Raw genomic sequence first — 18,577 nt, 5'->3', positions numbered from 1 at the left:
ATTTTATTTATTGAGGTCAAGTGTCACAAATGATATTTTTAGCTGATATTAGTTTAACTGTTCGTAGATAACCTTACCATAGGATGCTATATGTGCCTATAACTGAACGGCAAAAGCATTTATAAAATTGTTGTCATACCTATATTACGCCAAAGATATCTACGCCAAAAACAAGACTGCGACACAGCAAATCGCCAATAATAAACCCAATATATTGATACGGTTGAGTGATTCTTTAAATACTCCAACGCCTATAAGAGTAGCAACAGCAATCACACCAACGTTCATCCCAGTAAAGACGATACTTGGCGATTCTGACAATACTTGATGAGCGCGAATATAGGCATAAATATTACCCATATTTAGCGCACCAAGTAATATCCCTGCTGCAAGTGCATTGCCCTGCCAGCGTACGCGCATGATGAGCAGATAAATCAACAATAGCAGACCTGCCAACCCAAAACTGACAAATAGTGTCAGTGGAAAGGCAGCACCTTGCTTGGCAACTTGTTTAAATAGAATATCAATAATGCCATAGCCTGCCCAGACGCCAAACAACCATAGCGGTGTATGTTTGGCTTGTTTGCTAATCTCACCCTGCTGCGGACGATAAATCAGCGCCCCGAGCGCCAAAAACCCAAGCAATAAGCCAAAAACACGTATGCCTGTCAATACTTCACCAAATAATAAAAAAGCGGCGACAATAGGAATGATCAAGGACAGTCGCTGAGCGGCATCAGTAGCTACCATACCGACTGCTTCAATCGCGCGCCCGAGTATAATAAATACCGCAGGCAGTAGTACACCAAGGCCGATAATAATTACCCATGCTCCACCAAGGTCACTCATGCCACTGACATCTGGCTTCAATAGAAACCAAGTCAATAAAAAGGCGACCGGATAGCCGGCAACGATGGTTTGACGAATATCAATATCACGTTGGCGCAATATTTTAAGTAATACAGAGACGGCAACGCTACACAGCACTGCTATCGTTAAATACATCATAACGCTTTACCTTAGTCATCCATCATATCGAGGGTATATATCAGTGTTAATTTAGAAGGAGAGAAAACCATAGAATGTAACAATATATTTCTTATGCAGCAAGCTATTTATGCCCATGTATCATCAGATGGTCCTATGAGTGTCTGATGCGTTCAAATTACAATTAGCCTGTAAGCGTGTTGGTCAAGATTTGCTAAAATAGATGCCTACTTACTCACTTATATAATGGCTCAAGATTGCGTCTATTCACGCTTTTCTTGACGTATTGCTATTGCCTATGAACACTCTATTTCGCTTTTTTGAAAATCGCCTGCCGGCCTTCCCTGAAACTCCAATGCCGCTGCCCTCACCTCGCGATGGTATGCTAAAGTTTCTGTGGGCGTGCACCAATGGTTTACGCGGCTGGCTACTGCTGTTTATGATTTTGTCAGCCGGTATTGGTATTTACGAAGCCATGCTCTTTGCTTGGATTGGAAATATCGTTGACTGGCTTGGGGTTTATACCCCGCAAAATCTGTGGCTAGAAAAAGGCGACATGCTGCTGCTCATGCTGGCGGTGATGATTGTCAGCCCATTATGGATTGCCTTATCCTCATTTATCCATTTTCAAACCTTGCAAGGGGTATTCCCCATGCAGATGCGCTGGCGTTTTCATCAGCGTATGCTTGGTCAATCGATGCAGTTTTATCAAGATGAATTCTCCGGTCGCGTTTCTGCTAAAGTGATGCAAACCGCATTGGCAGTACGTGATACCGTTATGACAGTTACTGACATGTTTATGTATGTCGCTGTCTATTTTATTACTTCAGGTATCATTCTCTTCAATCTTGACAGCTTGCTACTGATCCCCTTTATCGCATGGTTTGTATTAGTTTGGCTTGCGATGTGGTATTTCATACCTAAACTCAAACAGACGGCTATCGTACAAGCAGATGCTCGCGCCTTGATGACGGGGCGCATTACTGATGCTTACGCCAATATTATGACCGTCAAGCTGTTTAGTCACTCGCGCCGTGAGCTCAGTTACGCCAAAAACGCCATGGGGCAGTTTTTGGGTACCGTCCATGCACAAATGCGCTGGGTCAGCTATCTTGAGTTTTCAACGCATTTGATTAGTGTTGTTTTGGTCAGTAGTACTGCCGGTATTGGCTTGTATTTATGGCAACAAGAAGCCATTGGTGTCGGTGCTATTGCCGCTGCAACTGCCATGGCGCTACGCTTGAATGGTTTAACGCGTTGGATTATGTGGCAGACGGCAAGTTTGTTTGAAAGTATCGGTACGGTACAGGACGGTATGCGTACCTTATCTGCACCGCAAACCATCATTGACAAACCCAATGCACCAGCTTTAAAAGTCACAGAAGGTCGTATCGTCTTCGATCATGTCGACTTCAGTTATGAGAATGACAGCGATGATACAGACAATAATGATGGTGGTAATTTAAACGACGGTAACCTATCAGCCACTTCTACCATCAAACTTCTCGATAATTTTTACTTGGACATCAAACCCGGCGAAAAAATCGGTCTGGTTGGACGTTCAGGTGCCGGCAAATCTACCTTGGTCAATCTACTCTTACGCTTCTTTGATGTCGATAAAGGTAAAATCCTCATTGATGGTCAAGCGATTGATGAGGTGACCCAAGAGTCCTTACGTCAGCAAATCGGTATGGTGACCCAAGATACCTCTTTATTACATCGTACCGTACGCGAAAATATTGCTTATGGTCGTCCTGATGCTACTGACGAGCAGATTATCATCGCAGCAAAACAAGCTCAGGCATGGGACTTTATCAAAGATTTATATGATGATAAAGGCAACATGGGGCTGGATACTCAAGTTGGTGAACGCGGCGTCAAACTTTCGGGTGGACAGCGTCAACGTATTGCCATCTCACGTGTTATGCTAAAAAACGCGCCTATTCTACTGTTAGATGAAGCCACCAGTGCGCTCGATTCTGAGATCGAATTTGCAATTACTGAAAGCCTGAACGATATTATGACTGGCAAGACAGTTATTGCCATCGCCCATCGCTTATCAACCATTGCCGCTCTTGATAGACTGGTTGTGATGGATAAAGGTCAAATTATTGAGCAGGGCAGCCATGATGAACTATTGAATCTACATGGTATCTATGCACGATTATGGCATCGCCAAAGCGGCGGCTTCTTAGGTGAAGACAGTTAATTAAAAGCGCTTTATTAAGAGTAACTTCTCACAGGGACGTGTTTATTTTATGGAAGCTTATACAAATCGCATCAACCTTGCTGGCAGACAGGCTCGCTATTATGACTTACAGCAACTAGGGTCAGCCAATCAAACTGATTATAAACGTGCGCCTGCCCATTTTTATGGGGGTAACAGCTTTACCGTTGGTACTTATACACCATTGTTAAATGAGCTGGCAGCTAGCTTTGAGCTGAGCTCATTGGCATTACGCGGCTATTGGTACGATAAACCGCAAGCACGCCGCCTAACGCGTGAGCAAGATGCTGAGATGCTGATTGAGTTTTTAGAAAAAACCCAAGATAAACCAGTTGTTGGCATTGGACACTCGCAGGGTGCAACTGCTACTGCAATAGCGGCAGCAAAGCGTCCAGAGCTTTTCTCAGAACTCTACCTTATCGAGCCTGTTACCTTTACCAAAAAACAAGCAAGAATATATAATCTGTTGCCGCGGCAGTTTTTACTAAGTCAAGAACCCTTTAAAAGTACAGTAACTAAGCAAACCACTTGGGCAAGTATTCAGGAATACTTCGATCACTTGCGGGCACAGAGAGCGTATCAACGTATCAGTGATGCTCACTTAAAAACCTTTGCTACACAAAGCCTGAGTGCTAATAATGACGGTAGCTATACTCTGCTATTCTCACCAGAACAAGAGTTAGCTAATTATTTTGGTGCCCCTCATATTGATGCGGCCCTTAAAAAGCTAAGCTGCCCTTACACTTTGATTACTGGCAAACCTACTTTATTTATCAATCCAAAAGTGCGTAAACAATGGCACAAATTTGTTCCTGATAGCAGTATTATTTCCTTACCAGAATATGGACATTTATTACCCATGGAGGCGCCAGAAATCTGCGCTCAAATTATCAATGAGCATTATCAGAGCAATAAATAAGCTGACCTATGACCGACCTTTTTGCGCCCAAACCGACTGACAATCTACTGCCTTATGACGGTCAGGTAAATGACTTAGGGATTGTGATCGATTATCCCAGCCCCTTATTTTATAACTTGGTGACTGAGTTACCTTGGCAAGAAGATATCGTTACTTTATTTGGCAAGACACATGTCACAACGCGTCAAATCGTTTGGATGGGTGATAGCGATATTGACTACCAGTACTCTGGTCATACGCGTCAAACCATACCTTGGACAGATACTGTGTTTCATGTGAAACAACATGTTGAGCAGCAGCTACTAATACTTGGAATTGATGTTAATTTTAATTCCTGTTTACTTAACTATTATCCTTCTGGTGAGGATGGTATGGGCTATCATGCCGATGATGAACGAGAGCTTGGTGAGCAACCAGTTATTGCTTCATTATCTCTTGGTGCTACGCGTAAATTTGTCTTTAAGCATAAAAAAACTCAAGATAAAGTTGAGCTTTATCTTGAGTCAGGTCAGCTAATTGTCATGCATGGTGGGACTCAGAGCTTTTGGAAGCACAGTATTACCAAAACTAAAAAGGTAGCCACAGGACGCATTAGCTTAACTTTTCGGCAAATATATCCAAATAATCGAAGCTAACCATTAGCTAAATCTATTATCCAATCAACCTCGGCTCAACTGACTTTCAATACCAATTTACCAAAAGCATCGCCTTTTTGCAGCTCATGATGGGCGGTAACGACTTCTGACAATGGATAAGTCTTTTGCAAACGTAAAGTTAGCTGACCATCTGCTACCAGCTGTAGCACTCGTGCCATATCCTCGCCATTACGCTGAGCCGCATAACCTTCAACGCTTAGATTTTTTTGACTGCCTGCTTCTTTGAGTTTATCTACCCAAATTGTTGGTAGTACATATACACGTCCAGACTCTTTGACAACGTCTAGCGCCCTTACACCCGCTTCATCACCGACCAAATCCAATAAGACGTCGGCTTGCAGCTCAGGGAACGGATCATTTTTGGTGTAGTCAATCCAGCCTGTAAGCTGGCTAGTATCTATCAAGCTATCCAGTTTTTTATACTTTTCTGCTGAGCAAATAAGCGTGACTTTAATATTATGTTTAGCGATTTTTTTCATCAAAAGCTGTATCAATAGATGACCAACACCGCCTGCTGGGGCATTCATCACTACATGCTCGCCCTCTTTGATATCAGCGAACTCAACAAACTGTAGCGCAGTTTGTCCGATACAAGGTAATGCGCCTGCCTGCTCTAAGGTGACAGCTTCAGGTACACGTGCCAGCATTTTAGCATCAACAGCGACATATTCAGCATAGCATCCACCGTTAAAAGTTAATGCTGCGACTTTATCACCAACAGCAAATTTCGTACTTTGACTGTCAACCACTGAGCCTGACATATCAAAACCCAAAATCGCTGGTTGATTATGATCAAACTTATCTTTTTGGATATTGGTGGCGCCCCAGCCTTTACCTTGACGAGTTTTATAATCGACTGGATTGATACCGGCGTAAGCAACTTTTACCAGCACTTGATCATCTGTCAACTCAGGTACGGCGACATCATCTTGGTATATCATGACTTCAGGTTCACCAAACTCACGTATGAGTACGGCATTTTGAGTCATTGGTATGCTTTTATCAGACATTGTTTATCATCCTTGTTTATTTTACGGTTTAGCGTTCTTTATTCCATTAATAATTTTTACTCTATAGCAACGCCAGTTCTGCACTCAAAGGCAGATGATCAGACAGGGTTGACCACGGTTTACCCGTATGTACCCAAGCATCTTTTATTCTGAGATTACGGACGTAGATACGGTCTAAGCTCAATACAGGTAGCTTTGCTGGAAAGGTAGGCAGCAGCTTGCCGTGACAATGTTTAAAAGCCTCCGTCATACCCAAGCTTGATGCCAATCTATCACAAGACATTTTTTTCCAGTCATTAAAATCGCCCGCCAAAATCAGTGGCTGGTTAGGGGCAATCTCATCTCGGACATAGTTAGAAATCGCTTCATATTGCTTGATACGATCGCGCTCAAATAGGTTTAAATGGGCGCATAGAACCACCACTGGCACCTCCCAACCCACTGGCTGCACTTCACAGTGCAAAACTCCGCGCTGCTCAAGCTTATTGACCGTAATATTAACGTTGTGCTTGGGATCAAGTGGAAATCGGCTCAACACCGCATTGCCATGATGGCCGTTATCGTACTCTGAATTTTTGCCATAACTGTTTTCTAGTTGCAGATATTCACCAAACCATTCGTGCTGAGACTGGTCAGGGTACTCGTTATATTGAATATTACGCTTAAGGTTTTGCCCTTGTACTTCTTGTAGGCAGAGTATGTCCGAACCAATAATATCAAGTGCTTGGGCGATACCCTGAACTTTGACCTGGCGATTCATAGGCGACATGCCTTTATGAATGTTATAACTTGTGAGTACAAAAGAGGTGGTATTAGTCATAATGGTAGTAGTCATAAACTCAGTATTTATAGAGTAGGTATTGGGTATTGAATATGGTCAGCTCAAAATAAAAAATAATCGTTTGAAATAGAATCGAGGCGCTAGAAAACCATAAATATAAAAAGAGCATTGGCTCATACTGAACCAATGCTCTCATACTATACCTATGTGCTATCAATGACCAATGGCTAATTCGTTACTGAGCCTATGTCATCTATTAATAGCGGGTGACAAGAGCAATCGGTTGATCTGCATTCATAATATCTTGTGGCATAAAGACCGCTTTACCGCCATTATGAATGACATGCTCAATGATTTCACCAATAGCATCATCAGTGATACCTTCTGCACTTGAGTCGTCCGCAAGACTTAGCGTTTGCGCTTTTTCATCAATTTTGGCTGGTTGAATATAGCCACGGCGGACATACAAGGTATCGCCTATACCCTGAAAAGCACTGCGATAGACTTCTTGCAAATCAGTCTGTAGTTTGTTTGCCCCGCGCGCTTTATCAATCTCGCCCAGTGCCGCTTGGTGTAAGGAGGTACGATAACCTTCTACTGCTTCTTGTACACTGTTGATAACATGCTGTGCCCCACCCTCATCTAGATTGGTGGCGTTCGATACCGTAGCGATGATATTATCCGGACGGTCACAAACATCTTTATAGTAGCCAATATTTTTGCTATCACCAACTACGACTAGCGGCATTTTATGCTCGCCCCACAGCTCTTGAACACTCTTATCTACTTGGTTAAAGAACTCTTTTAACGCACTACTCTCATTATTCGCTGAGCGATCTGATCCACCATCGCTTGTCGTATGAAGTCCATTATTGTCGATAGGAAATGGAATGTTTTCCATATTATTTTGGGCAGTATCGTCTAGATCGAACTCTCGTATCACGCGATCATTAGAGGCTTCAATTAAACGTGCCTTATCACGAGTCAATACCAAAGTATAATAATGCACAGCGCTTGCCATATCACGCACTAAATCACGGGTCGCAAAACGATGTGAGATAACCACGCGCTCAGTGGTATCAATAGGCATACGGATCACTTGCACATCGTCAGTACTAGCAAAAATAGCTAAGGTATCTAGATTAAGATTATGATTCAGCTCTTTGGTCTTAGCATGGATATTGTCTAAGATAGTGGTTGCCGTACGCTTGTCATACTCATTGGTTAGACGTTCTTCGACGACTTTTAATTGGTTTTTTAGGGCAATAGGGTCTTTGTCATTAGCAGGGTGTTCGCGGTGCGTTTTGACAAAAATACTGACTGCTGGATTCGCCTTTGTCTCACGTAAGCTTTTAAGAGTTGCTTTCATTTAATACTCCTTGTTTTATGACTATAAATTTCCAATACTACTTTTGGTACGCCTTGCCTGTTACTTATTCTAGATTTTTGCGGTCAGGCGACTGCATACTCTTAATAACATAGCATGCTTAACAGGCTATTCATACTACAGCACTATTAACGCCTGTTATCCTATTACACTACCAACTTGACCACACAAGCTATAGGGTTAATTTGCAAGCAAATGATGATGCTTTGTAAATAATATCAACGCTTGCCACAATAACCTTAATAAAAGTAGCCTTAATAAAGGTCACTTGATTAACAGCCTAGCAGAGCTCAAGCTTTCAGCTTGCATTTTCACCGATGAAGACCCATCATTTAAATATGGAAATGCTGATTATTAACAATGGTTATCAATACCCCATAACGATTAGCCTTACATCAAGCTATTTAACTTTGAGAAACCTTGATATTAATATATCTTTAAAATATAAACAGTAACGCCTGTTAATCATTTGAACGATTTGAATAATTACGCCAAATTAAACCCTTTTATCTGTCAAACTCATTATTTATAACGGAACCTTTTATGACTTCTATTTCTTCAAAGTTACATCTTGTCGATTTTGCCGATACTGCACCAAGCACTTTACAACAGCAAGTAATCAGCGCCATTGACACGGCTAATGCGTTTTTAGATGAGTTGAAGGTGTGTACAGATAGCAAGGATACTTCTACCTCGATAGACGCTGAGCAAGCGCTAATTGATATAAAAAACTTTGACCACATCAATTTGGCATTGGATCGAAGTTGGGGCATTTTGTCGCATCTGAATAGTGTGATGAGCAATGATGAGATTCGTCATATCCATCATGAGCTGTTACCAAAGCTATCAGCTTATGGTACGCGCGTTGGGCAGCATCAGCCGCTATTTAGTCGTTATCAAGCGATTGTCAATGATAAGGCTTTCTTCGCAGCTCTTGAGCCGGCACGAGCACGAGCTATTGAGCTTGCGCTACGTAGCTTTGAGTTATCAGGGGTCGCCTTACCAAAAGCTGAGCAAGATAAATTTGCGGCTACTCAAAGTAAGCTATCTACGTTATCAGCCACTTTCTCAGACCATGTTTTAGACGCCACTCAAGCTTATGCGTTGCCGCTTAAAACAGAGCAGTTAGCAGGTTTGACTGAAAGTGGTTTGGCATTAATAGCCGATGCTGGTGAGCAGTACAAAACAAGCCAGCTTGCAAATGGTTCGCTCACGCAAACAGAGATTGATACCTTACCGATGCCTTATTATGTGGCAAGCTTAAATATTCCTGTGTATCTTGCCATTATGACCCATGCCGATGATCGCAACTTACGCGAGACGTTATATCGTGCCTATGTCACTCGCGCCTCTGAGTTTGATGAGCATACTAATGCTAAAGGTAAGTCTCTAAATAACGCAAATATCATGAGTGAGATTTTGCAGTTACGTGAACAAAAAGCCAGACTATTGGGTTTTCATAACTATGCAGAGGTATCGCTATCGACCAAAATGGCAGACAGCGTAGCAGAAGTAGAAACCTTTTTACGTGATTTAGCAGTGCAAGCAACGCCAACTGCTGCGCAAGATTTGGCGCAATTGCAAAAATATGCGCAAGATTACAGTATTGAAGATTTGCAGCCGTGGGACAGTGCTTATATCGCCGAAAAGGTCAAACAAAGCGAGTTCAGCTTATCACAAGAAGAGATTCGCCCGTATTTCCCATTACCAAAAGTGATTAGCGGGTTATTCGCTATCGTTGAGCGTTTATACGGTATCAAAGTACAAGAGCAAAATGAATCCGTATCACGCTGGCATGATGAGGTGCGTTTTTATCAGTTATTTGATGCTGATGATAACTTGCTTGGCGGTTTTTATTTTGATTTATTTGCCCGTAGTGGTAAACGCGGCGGTGCCTGGATGAGTGGCTTTCAGTCACGTTATAGTTCTGAAGAGCAAAACCACCAACAGTTACCAGTGTGCTTTATGGTCGGTAACTTCACCCCAGCACTCGATGGTAAGCCAAGCTTATTGACTCATGATGAAGTTGTCACCTTGTTTCATGAGTTTGGTCACGGTTTACATCATCTGTTGACTCAAGTAACGGTAGGTGATGTTGCTGGCGTCAATGGCGTAGAATGGGACGCCGTCGAGCTGCCAAGCCAGTTTATGGAGAACTGGGCGTGGGACGCGGAAGGTATTGCTCTTATTAGCAGTCATGTCGAAACTGGCGCGCCATTACCAAAAGAGAAACTCGATGCGCTATTGGCAGTCAAAAACTTCCAAAGTGGTTTGCAAACACTCCGTCAGATCGAATTTGCTTTGTTTGATTTGTTGATCCATGCGCACACGCCGGCGCTCGATTATGAAGGTATTTTGACTACGCTTAACAGCGTACGTAATGATATTGCCATTTTACAGACGCCTGATTACAACCGCTTTGCCAATGGCTTTAGTCACATTTTTGCTGGTGGTTATGCCGCTGGTTATTATTCTTATAAATGGGCAGAGCTGTTGTCTGCTGATGCTTTTAGTAAATTTGAAGAAGACGGCATTTTTAATCCCATCACAGGTAAAGCCTTCCGTGAGACTATTTTATCAGTGGGCGGTAGTTTTCCAGCTAAGGTGAATTTTGAAAACTTCCGTGGTCGTAGCGCCAGTATTGATGCTTTGCTACGTCATAGCGGTTTTTCTGATACTAAAGACCAGACTAAAAGTAGTACGGCTGCCAATGCCTCAATAACACGCGAGGTGATTTAAATGCGCTATCAATCAACGCGTCCAAAGCGGCAGTTTTTAGCGGGCGTTCGCTGCCCGAAATGTCAAGTCATGGATGCGGTAGTACAAGTCAATATCGTTGTGCCAGCGCCTGATGAATATATTGAATGTACGCTATGCGGGCATACTGAACATCGCCCTGATCCTGATGAGATCAGCGCAAAGAACCATCTTGAAGACCAATTAACTCGTGACGCTATGATTACCGGAACCAGTGGGACGGTCAAATTCAAAGAATAACTCTTTATATTTGACGATCAGACAGTCATATCTCATGATTGCTATGAACAATGCTGTATTTAATCGCCCTTCTATCAATAGATAGGCTTTTTTATTTCGAGTTTGCTATAGTATGGCAGGATATCTTTAACCTAAATTGAACGTAGTATGAAAAGCAAAAAAATGCGTCCTTTCTCCCATAAAGTCTCAAAAAAATCTACCCATTCTGCTAAGCCACGCCAAAAATGGTGGTTTGGTATTTTATTAATTGTGCTGTTAATCGGTTATTTCGTTTGGAAAGGCACGGTACCTCAATCTAATCAGAGCTCTGCTGAAAATTTGCCGGTGACTTCCGAACAAGATAAGCCTACACAGATTGCTTCCGTACCATTAGAAGATGACATTAATAATATTATTGATGATGAAAATCAAGGTAGCGCTAACATAACGGATTCTGATATCTCAGATCCCAAAGCCATCTTAGAAGCCCCATTACCAAAAACGAACAGCTTAGCCAAAGAAGAGATTGATCGTTTAGAAGATGAACTTAAGCGCTTAGCCGAACAAGAAAAGCTCGCTGCTGAACAGATTGCCATGACCAAACAATTAACTGAACTTAAGGCTCAAGAAATCGCATTACTTGAGCAACAAATTGCCCAATTAGAGGCTGATACTGCGGTTAAAACCAACACTAATTAGCAGTTATCGCCAAATAATGTATGCTTTTATTCAGGGGTTGATGATGGCATCTTTGCAACTCACTCATAATCCTATTTTAAATAGCAGCGCTCAGCTGCTCATACTTCCTGTTAATAGCGCTGGTCTCCTTTTAGATCCTATTTTGACTCGCGCAAAAACCCTATATCCTGATAATTATCAACGTTACTATCGTGCGTGCCGTGATGGCAGCTTAATGGTTGGTAGCTGTTTGCTGCATAAACGCATACGTGAGCAAACTGGGCTTAGTGTCAGTAGTAATGGCAACCAACCCAATTATATTGCTAACCTTGTTATATCAGATCACCCTTATCATCCAGTAAGAGTACGCTGGTTGACGGGAGCTTTAGTAGATTTACGACAACAACTGACAACGCTGATACGCTATCAAGGTATCCGTCACATTGCTCTTCTCGCAAGTTCAATTATTTACAACCATTCACGCAATGAAGCCAATCCTTCGACCAATGAGTCTCTTATAACAAACGCGCTTCCATTAGATTGGCATATTGATATATTGCCTCTCATAACCCATTATTTAGTAAATTTTCCTAAGCTTCGCATTGATATCCATGTACCTAGAGACGTTGCCATATAGCATATTTTCTAATTTTAGTTATATTTTACGTTCATAAAAAAACCGCCTTGAGCACTCATAATAAGTGATTCAAGGCGGTTCTTTAAATATTAACGCTATCAAATATCAAGCATTAGCTCTGCTCAATACCTTTCATAGTCAACTTAATACGACCACGATTATCAACATCTTGAACCAATACTTTAACGATTTGACCTTCTTTTAGATAGTCAGATACGTTTTCTACGCGCTCATCAGCGATTTGCGAGATATGCACGAGACCATCAGTATTTGGCAATACGTTAATAAAGGCTCCGAAGTCAACAATACGAGCAACCGTACCTTCGTAAGTTTTACCTACTTCAACTTCTGCCGTGATTGCTTCAATTTTAGCAATTGCAGCTTTAGTTGCTGCTTTGTTTTCACCAAAGATACGGATGGTACCAGCATCATCAATGTCGATAACCGCGCCAGTTTCTTCCGTTAGCTGACGAATCGTTGCGCCACCTTTACCGATAACATCACGGATTTTGTCCGGATTGATCTCAATTACGGCATAGTTAGGTGCATGAGCATTAATTTCAGTACGACTTTCAGGCAATACTTTGTTCATCGCGTCTAAGATATGGATACGACCAGCATGAGCTTGCTTTAACGCTTGCTCCATAATGTCTGGGGTAATACCTTCGATTTTAATGTCCATTTGCAGTGCAGTAATCCCATCTTTAGAACCAGCGACTTTAAAATCCATATCGCCAAGATGATCTTCATCACCTAAGATGTCAGACAATACCGCGAAACGCTCGCCTTCTTTAACCAGACCCATGGCAATACCAGCAACCGGTGCTTTAATTGGCACACCAGCGTCCATCAATGCCAAACTTGCACCACAAACAGAGGCCATAGACGATGAACCATTTGATTCAGTGATCTCAGAAACCACACGGATAACATATGGGAAGCGATCGCTATCAGGCAGCATCGCTTGTACACCACGGCGTGCTAAACGACCATGACCGATTTCACGACGTTTAGGAATGCCTTCACGACCTGTTTCGCCTACTGAGAAATGTGGGAAGTTATAATGCAACATGAAATGGTCACGAATGGTACCCGCTAGCGAGTCAATCATATTGACGTCACGAGTATTACCAAGGGTAGTCGTTACCAATGCTTGGGTTTCACCACGTGTAAACAATGCTGAACCATGAGTAAATGGTAATACGCCCACTTGTACATCAAGGGCACGAACAGTCTCTAAATCACGACCATCAATACGTGGCTTACCAGACAAAATGTTGTCACGAACGGTACGATACTTTAGATCGTTATAGATTTCTTTAAGCTCAGCAACATTATTGCTATACGCTTCTGACTCAGCATCGCCAGCAAGCGCAGCAAGAGCAGCGTCTTTGATTTCGTCAAGTTTCGCATAACGAGCTTGCTTATCAGTAACGGTATAAGCGTCAGATACTTGCGTACCGAACTGCTCTTTCATGCTGGTCTCTAATGCTTGATCACGTACAGGAGCAGTATATTGTTGCTTAGCAGTACCAATTTCTTCTGCCATTGAGGCAATGTTATCGATAACGATTTGCTGCTGCTGATGACCGTATAAGACCGCACCTAGCATTTGATCTTCTGATAGCTCTGCAGCTTCAGACTCAACCATCAATACCGCAGACTTGGTACCAGCGACGACCAAGTCAAGATCACTTCCTTTAAGCTCTTCAAGGGTCGGGTTCAGTACGTATTCGCCATTGATAAAACCAACACGCGCCGCAGCAACAGGACCATTGAACGGGGCATCAGAGATAGCTAACGCTGCTGAAGCACCGATTAGTGCTGCGATATCCGCTGATTGAGTTTTGTCAGATGACACAACCGTCGCTGTGATTTGAATCTCGTTTACATAGCCTTCAGGGAATAGTGGACGGATTGGGCGGTCAATCAGACGCGAGGTTAAGGTTTCAGACTCGCTCGCGCGACCTTCACGCTTGCCGTAAGCACCTGGAATTTTACCTGCTGCATACATTTTTTCTTGATAGTTTACGGTCAATGGAAAGAAGTTTTGACCTTCTTTAGCATCAGATTTTACAACCGCTGCTACCAATACAGTAACGCCGCCCATGTGGACTAAAATCGAGTTGGCTTGACGCGCAATACGTCCTGTTTCGATAACAACTTGCTGGTTACCGTATTGGAATTCACGCTTAATGGTATTAAACATTGTCATATAATTTTCCTAATATTGACTGACGAAATAATATCAGCACAAAAAACACTGATATCTGTCATTGAAATTCTTTGTATATAGCTTCTAATCGACTGTCTTTACAGTTATAAATCCTGTCTATGAAACTATTATTATCAAATATTTATCTTATGCTACTGGCTTGTCTAGCTCGCTTATTGGTTGCTGCTAAAATTCGGTTTGCTATAACGATCATTTGGATTTTTATAGCATCAAAACCACTCCATCTATGGAGGCTTTTAACTACTTTACCTATGCATGTTTATCTATCATAAACAGTGCAAAAACCGACTAAGGCATTATTTTACAGAGATTTATGGTCATTGACCAACCTAATGCACTACTATCTATTTCTTAATAATTAGTTAAATATAAGCTTTTGTTTCTGTACTTAAACTCATACCATACTGATAAGCATAAAAAAACGGCGTGAAACTATTCCACACCGTTTTTAGAAAAATCTATTTTATCGATATCAACAAGCAAGTTCCAAATAGCTGCGCAAAAAATCTAAAATATTTCCCAATTAAGGCATATCTCGTTTTAGCAACCATTTGTACTACTGTCGTCAAATTAACGACGTAGACCTAACTGGCTAATAAGGGTGGTATAGCGACCAAGATCTTTACCTTTTAGGTAATCAAGCAATTTACGACGGGTATTAACCATACGGATAAGACCACGGCGGCTATGGTGATCCGCTTTGTGTGCTTTAAAATGGTTTTGTAGATCGTTGATGCGAGCACTTAACAAAGCTACTTGAACTTCTGGTGAACCAGTGTCACTTTCACCACGTTGGTATTGAGCAATGATTTGTTCGCGATCGGCATTAGTTAGCATAAATCTCTCCGGCAATGCTAAGAGCACCAAGATAACCTTAAAAGTTTAAGTATCGAGGAGCAATAGAATAGTCAATAAAATAGCCTGTACGTCATTCAGGACAACCCTGCATTACTAGAGTTGACCTAGTGTACGACAAGCTCAATGAGTCATAACTGTCATTTAAAACCATTTAGAATAATCTAAACCGTATTTAAATATGACGCCAATTATAACAAAAAACTGCTGGGCTAACAGCAGTTTTTTGTTATGGTTTTAAGAATATCTGATTATTGGTAAGTAAGTTGACTAAATTGTTAGTACCCATCAAAAGTAAACATGAAATGTAGATACCAGCCTTATAATCTAAGACTTATTTATTTTTTTGGATATCTTCTTCGCTAGCCGTACCGCCTAGCTCATCGTCTGCTAAAGGCACAGTCGTAGCTTCTGCTAAACTATCAGGAGAGTTATCAGTACGAGGATTGATATCTTCTACAAGTTGATTAATCTCTTGTTCTTGCTCATCCATATCTTTTACTGAATTGCTCATAGTAACTCCTATTTACATTTAACTCATATATTCATACTTAAGAAGCTATTTATCTTCTTTCGTTTCCAAGTTATCAGCAATACGCTCTGCGGCAGCTTCAGTGTCTTCTGTATGATTATCTTCCGTCTGGCTTTTAAGCGCTGCTTTGGCAGAATCAGAACGTTGTTGCTCAAATTTGGTATCGTTTGGGTTAGGCTGTGTCATCGTGTTATATCCTTATAGATAATGAATAAAAATTACTCTAAGTTAAAACGATTGGAACTCATGTTAAAGCTTTATCAATCGCTGCGACAAAATTATTAATATCATCTGGGTTGCGTGAAGTAATCAGATTGCCGTCTATCTGCACACTTTCGTCTACGAATTTTGCCCCAGCATTTTCTAAATCAAGTTGTAAAGTATGATAAGCCGTTAATGTTTTACTCTTAGCTATACCAGTATTGATTAATATCCAAGGCGCATGGCAGATAACAGCAAGCGGTTTACCAGCCTCATTTATAGCAGTAATAATACTATGTGCATCTTCGTTACCACGCATGGTATCAGCATTAACCGTACCACCCGGCAAAACCAAAGCATCATACTCAGCAGGTTTTGCGTCTTTTGCAAAAATATCAGCGGTAAAGGTATCGCCTTTGTTGATGTCTTGCTGCATACCTTGAACTTCTTTTTCTTTATTGGTCGTTATTAGAAGTGTGCTGTAACCTTTGGCTTTTAGTTGGCTGTTAACCTCTTCATATTCTGCTTGTTCAAAGTTGTTATGAAGTAAAAAAGCAATCGTTTTCATAGTACTTCCTATTATTTATAAATTATATTTATGACTGAATGATTTTCTTATAATTGTAAAAATTAATTTATATGAATTAATATCTTATTATTTTTATTTAGTTTTACTGCTCAAATTTATCATTATTATTATTTTATTCAACAAAATCTATAGTAAATCCGTTTTGTATTATTATCACCCTTTCATATTTAATATTGTACTTTCTTATTATTCTTTTCATCCAGGTCATGCTTTCCATAGCTGACTTAATCAAGATACAAAAAAAGCAGGTTTCACTATAGGTGAAACCTGCAATAAAATGTGACGATATGTGATTTGTGTGAACTCTTAGTAAGTTTTGCAGCTTTTAAGTTATAAATCTAGCCAGATTTACATGTTGAAATTACAACTGAATCAACTTTTTAGGTTGTAATCGACCATTTAAACTCACTGCACCTAAACCAATAAACGCACCCTGCTCATCGATAAGACGAATATCTATCGGTATTTCATGTACCAATTGCTGCTCGTTATCATCTTTAGTATCTTCAATATTTTGACTATCAGCAGCGCTTTTATTGTTAACAGCTAAATGCTGATCGATAGCTGTTGTGATATAACTTTGCACATCATCAGTCAATTGATCGATAACATTCAAGCGTTGACCCATTTGTACACGCTCGCACTGCTCTGACGATAGTGACAGCTCGGCACTAATATCAATGCAGGCATCTACTGGCAATAGATATGTCTGACGTTGTTCTAATGCCAATGCTTCTAAATCTGCAAGCGCAATTGCCTCATCGATTTTAAAATCACCCACTTGTAGACGACGTAGTGCCGTCAAATGGCCAAGTGTAGCCATAGTTTTAGCAATATCTTCTGCCAATACACGCACATAAGTGCCTTTTGAACAAGTTACTGTTAACTGGATTTGCTGCTTATCGATTGCTTTCAACTCAATGGCTTTAAGGACAATGTCTCTTGGCGGGCGGTCTACTTCTATACCAGCACGAGCATATTCATAGAGTTTTTTGCCATCTTTTTTTAAGGCAGAATACATCGGTGGGATTTGCTGCTGGGCACCTAAAAACTGCTGGGCAACTTTGTCTAACAGTGCATCATCAAACGCTGGAATCGGTGCCTCAGCAGTGACTTGCCCATCGGCATCACCGGTATCAGTTTGACTACCAAGTAGAATGGTTGCTTGATAAGATTTATCCGCATCAAGCTGATAGTGACTGAACTTGGTCGCTTCACCCAAACAGATAGGCAATAATCCTGTTGCCATTGGATCAAGTGTGCCGGTATGACCTGCTTTCTTGCTGTCATGGTTAGGCGATTTAAATAAATATTTTACCTTTGAAACCACTTGCTGAGAAGTCATACCTTGAGGCTTATCGACTAAAATAACACCGGAAACTTTAATCTTGTTAGGGTGATTACTAGACTTTTTATCCGCTTGCGTAGATGCGATAGACATAATGACTTTTACCCTTCTACTCTTCGTTTTCTTGCTCGTCAGACTCATTTTCTTCAGTTTTAATAACCGCTTTACTGATTAAATCCATCATGTAATTACCACGAGCAGTCACTTCATCATAATGAAAGCGCAAACGCGGTGTTGTGCGAGTCTTCAAACTATGACTCAGCTCCGTACGCAAAAATCCTGCCGCTTTGTTTAGCACCTTGATGCTTTCTTCATGATTTGACATGGTCATGGCATCATTGAGCTCAGGCTCCATAATGGTCACATACACATCAGCATAGCCCAAATCTGGGCTGACTTTAACGCTAGAGATAGTGACAAAACCTGTCAGACGCGGATCATTGACCGCGTCACGGATAAGGACAGCAAGCTCACGCTGAATCTGATCAGCTAAACGTTGTAAACGTTGGTTCATGTTATTACCTTGTTTTTATTGATCAATATAATCATTTATTAATA

18 protein-coding genes are annotated in these 18,577 nt (G+C 41.2%); 7 read left to right on the top strand and 11 right to left on the bottom strand.

From position 1 onward, the window contains the following. Window positions 1-159: 159 nt before the first annotated feature. Window positions 160-1,008 carry an EamA/RhaT family transporter gene (locus FQ082_RS05585; RefSeq protein WP_149492358.1) on the bottom strand — a complete coding sequence of 283 codons (849 nt, stop codon included), beginning with the start codon at window positions 1,006-1,008 and terminating at the stop codon, window positions 160-162. Window positions 1,009-1,285: 277 nt separating this feature from the next. Between FQ082_RS05585 and FQ082_RS05580 the strand changes: the two genes are divergently transcribed. The 3 genes from FQ082_RS05580 to FQ082_RS05570 are packed head-to-tail and all read left to right on the top strand — an operon-like array spanning window position 1,286 to window position 4,768. Next, entirely contained in the window at window positions 1,286-3,196 is a 1,911-nt protein-coding gene (locus tag FQ082_RS05580; protein ID WP_149492357.1) for an ABC transporter ATP-binding protein, read from the top strand. Between the two features lie 49 nt (window positions 3,197-3,245). Next, window positions 3,246-4,133, top strand: a complete 888-nt coding sequence (locus FQ082_RS05575) for an alpha/beta fold hydrolase (RefSeq protein ID WP_149492356.1) — start codon at window positions 3,246-3,248, stop codon at window positions 4,131-4,133. 8 nt (window positions 4,134-4,141) lie between these two features. Beyond that, window positions 4,142-4,768, top strand: coding sequence for an alpha-ketoglutarate-dependent dioxygenase AlkB family protein (locus FQ082_RS05570; protein WP_149492355.1), 627 nt, complete (start codon window positions 4,142-4,144; stop codon window positions 4,766-4,768). A 35-nt stretch (window positions 4,769-4,803) separates the two neighbouring features. On the opposite strand, the gene FQ082_RS05565 is transcribed toward FQ082_RS05570, so the two are convergent. From FQ082_RS05565 to FQ082_RS05555, 3 genes are all read right to left on the bottom strand, one after another. Then, on the bottom strand, window positions 4,804-5,799 hold the full coding sequence (locus FQ082_RS05565) for an NADP-dependent oxidoreductase (RefSeq protein ID WP_149492354.1): 996 nt from the start codon (window positions 5,797-5,799) through the stop codon (window positions 4,804-4,806). Between the two features lie 61 nt (window positions 5,800-5,860). Further along, a complete protein-coding gene (locus FQ082_RS05560) occupies window positions 5,861-6,619 on the bottom strand; it encodes an endonuclease/exonuclease/phosphatase family protein (RefSeq protein ID WP_133103967.1) in 759 nt (252 codons plus the stop codon). Window positions 6,620-6,836: 217 nt separating this feature from the next. After that, window positions 6,837-7,949: a hypothetical protein gene (locus FQ082_RS05555; protein ID WP_011512460.1), complete on the bottom strand. Its 1,113-nt coding sequence runs from the start codon at window positions 7,947-7,949 to the stop codon at window positions 6,837-6,839. A 561-nt stretch (window positions 7,950-8,510) separates the two neighbouring features. Here FQ082_RS05555 and FQ082_RS05550 point away from each other — a divergent pair. From FQ082_RS05550 to FQ082_RS05535, 4 genes are all read left to right on the top strand, one after another. Continuing rightward, window positions 8,511-10,706 carry a M3 family metallopeptidase gene (locus tag FQ082_RS05550; protein ID WP_149492353.1) on the top strand — a complete coding sequence of 732 codons (2,196 nt, stop codon included), beginning with the start codon at window positions 8,511-8,513 and terminating at the stop codon, window positions 10,704-10,706. After that, a complete protein-coding gene (locus tag FQ082_RS05545) occupies window positions 10,707-10,964 on the top strand; it encodes a YheV family putative metal-binding protein (protein WP_133103969.1) in 258 nt (85 codons plus the stop codon). A 147-nt stretch (window positions 10,965-11,111) separates the two neighbouring features. Beyond that, window positions 11,112-11,642 (top strand): hypothetical protein, encoded by a 531-nt coding sequence (locus FQ082_RS05540; protein ID WP_149492352.1) that lies wholly within the window; start codon window positions 11,112-11,114, stop codon window positions 11,640-11,642. Between the two features lie 43 nt (window positions 11,643-11,685). After that, window positions 11,686-12,258 carry a hypothetical protein gene (locus FQ082_RS05535; RefSeq protein ID WP_149492351.1) on the top strand — a complete coding sequence of 191 codons (573 nt, stop codon included), beginning with the start codon at window positions 11,686-11,688 and terminating at the stop codon, window positions 12,256-12,258. A 112-nt stretch (window positions 12,259-12,370) separates the two neighbouring features. Here the strand turns inward: FQ082_RS05535 and pnp are convergent, their stop codons facing one another. The 7 genes from pnp to FQ082_RS05505 all read right to left on the bottom strand — a co-directional run bounded on the left by pnp (window position 12,371) and on the right by FQ082_RS05505 (window position 18,533). Beyond that, window positions 12,371-14,473: a polyribonucleotide nucleotidyltransferase gene (pnp, locus tag FQ082_RS05530; RefSeq protein ID WP_149492350.1), complete on the bottom strand. Its 2,103-nt coding sequence runs from the start codon at window positions 14,471-14,473 to the stop codon at window positions 12,371-12,373. A gap of 591 nt (window positions 14,474-15,064) precedes the next feature. Next, window positions 15,065-15,331, bottom strand: coding sequence for a 30S ribosomal protein S15 (gene rpsO, locus FQ082_RS05525; RefSeq protein WP_011512454.1), 267 nt, complete (start codon window positions 15,329-15,331; stop codon window positions 15,065-15,067). 352 nt (window positions 15,332-15,683) lie between these two features. Continuing rightward, window positions 15,684-15,863 carry a hypothetical protein gene (locus FQ082_RS05520; protein ID WP_149492349.1) on the bottom strand — a complete coding sequence of 60 codons (180 nt, stop codon included), beginning with the start codon at window positions 15,861-15,863 and terminating at the stop codon, window positions 15,684-15,686. A 45-nt stretch (window positions 15,864-15,908) separates the two neighbouring features. Further along, window positions 15,909-16,067 carry a hypothetical protein gene (locus FQ082_RS13000; protein WP_188004066.1) on the bottom strand — a complete coding sequence of 53 codons (159 nt, stop codon included), beginning with the start codon at window positions 16,065-16,067 and terminating at the stop codon, window positions 15,909-15,911. 58 nt (window positions 16,068-16,125) lie between these two features. After that, a complete protein-coding gene (locus FQ082_RS05515) occupies window positions 16,126-16,650 on the bottom strand; it encodes a type 1 glutamine amidotransferase domain-containing protein (RefSeq protein WP_149492348.1) in 525 nt (174 codons plus the stop codon). Window positions 16,651-17,032: 382 nt separating this feature from the next. Then, window positions 17,033-18,112 carry a tRNA pseudouridine(55) synthase TruB gene (gene truB / locus FQ082_RS05510; protein ID WP_149492347.1) on the bottom strand — a complete coding sequence of 360 codons (1,080 nt, stop codon included), beginning with the start codon at window positions 18,110-18,112 and terminating at the stop codon, window positions 17,033-17,035. Between the two features lie 16 nt (window positions 18,113-18,128). Then, on the bottom strand, window positions 18,129-18,533 hold the full coding sequence (locus FQ082_RS05505) for a ribosome-binding factor A (protein WP_011279383.1): 405 nt from the start codon (window positions 18,531-18,533) through the stop codon (window positions 18,129-18,131). Window positions 18,534-18,577: the final 44 nt, after the last annotated feature.

Origin of the sequence: Psychrobacter sp. ANT_H56B (genome assembly GCF_008369245.1) — a bacterium.
In the GTDB taxonomy this organism is placed as follows: Bacteria; Pseudomonadota; Gammaproteobacteria; order Pseudomonadales; family Moraxellaceae; genus Psychrobacter; species Psychrobacter cryohalolentis.
This window is presented reverse-complemented; position numbering and strand designations above follow the sequence as displayed.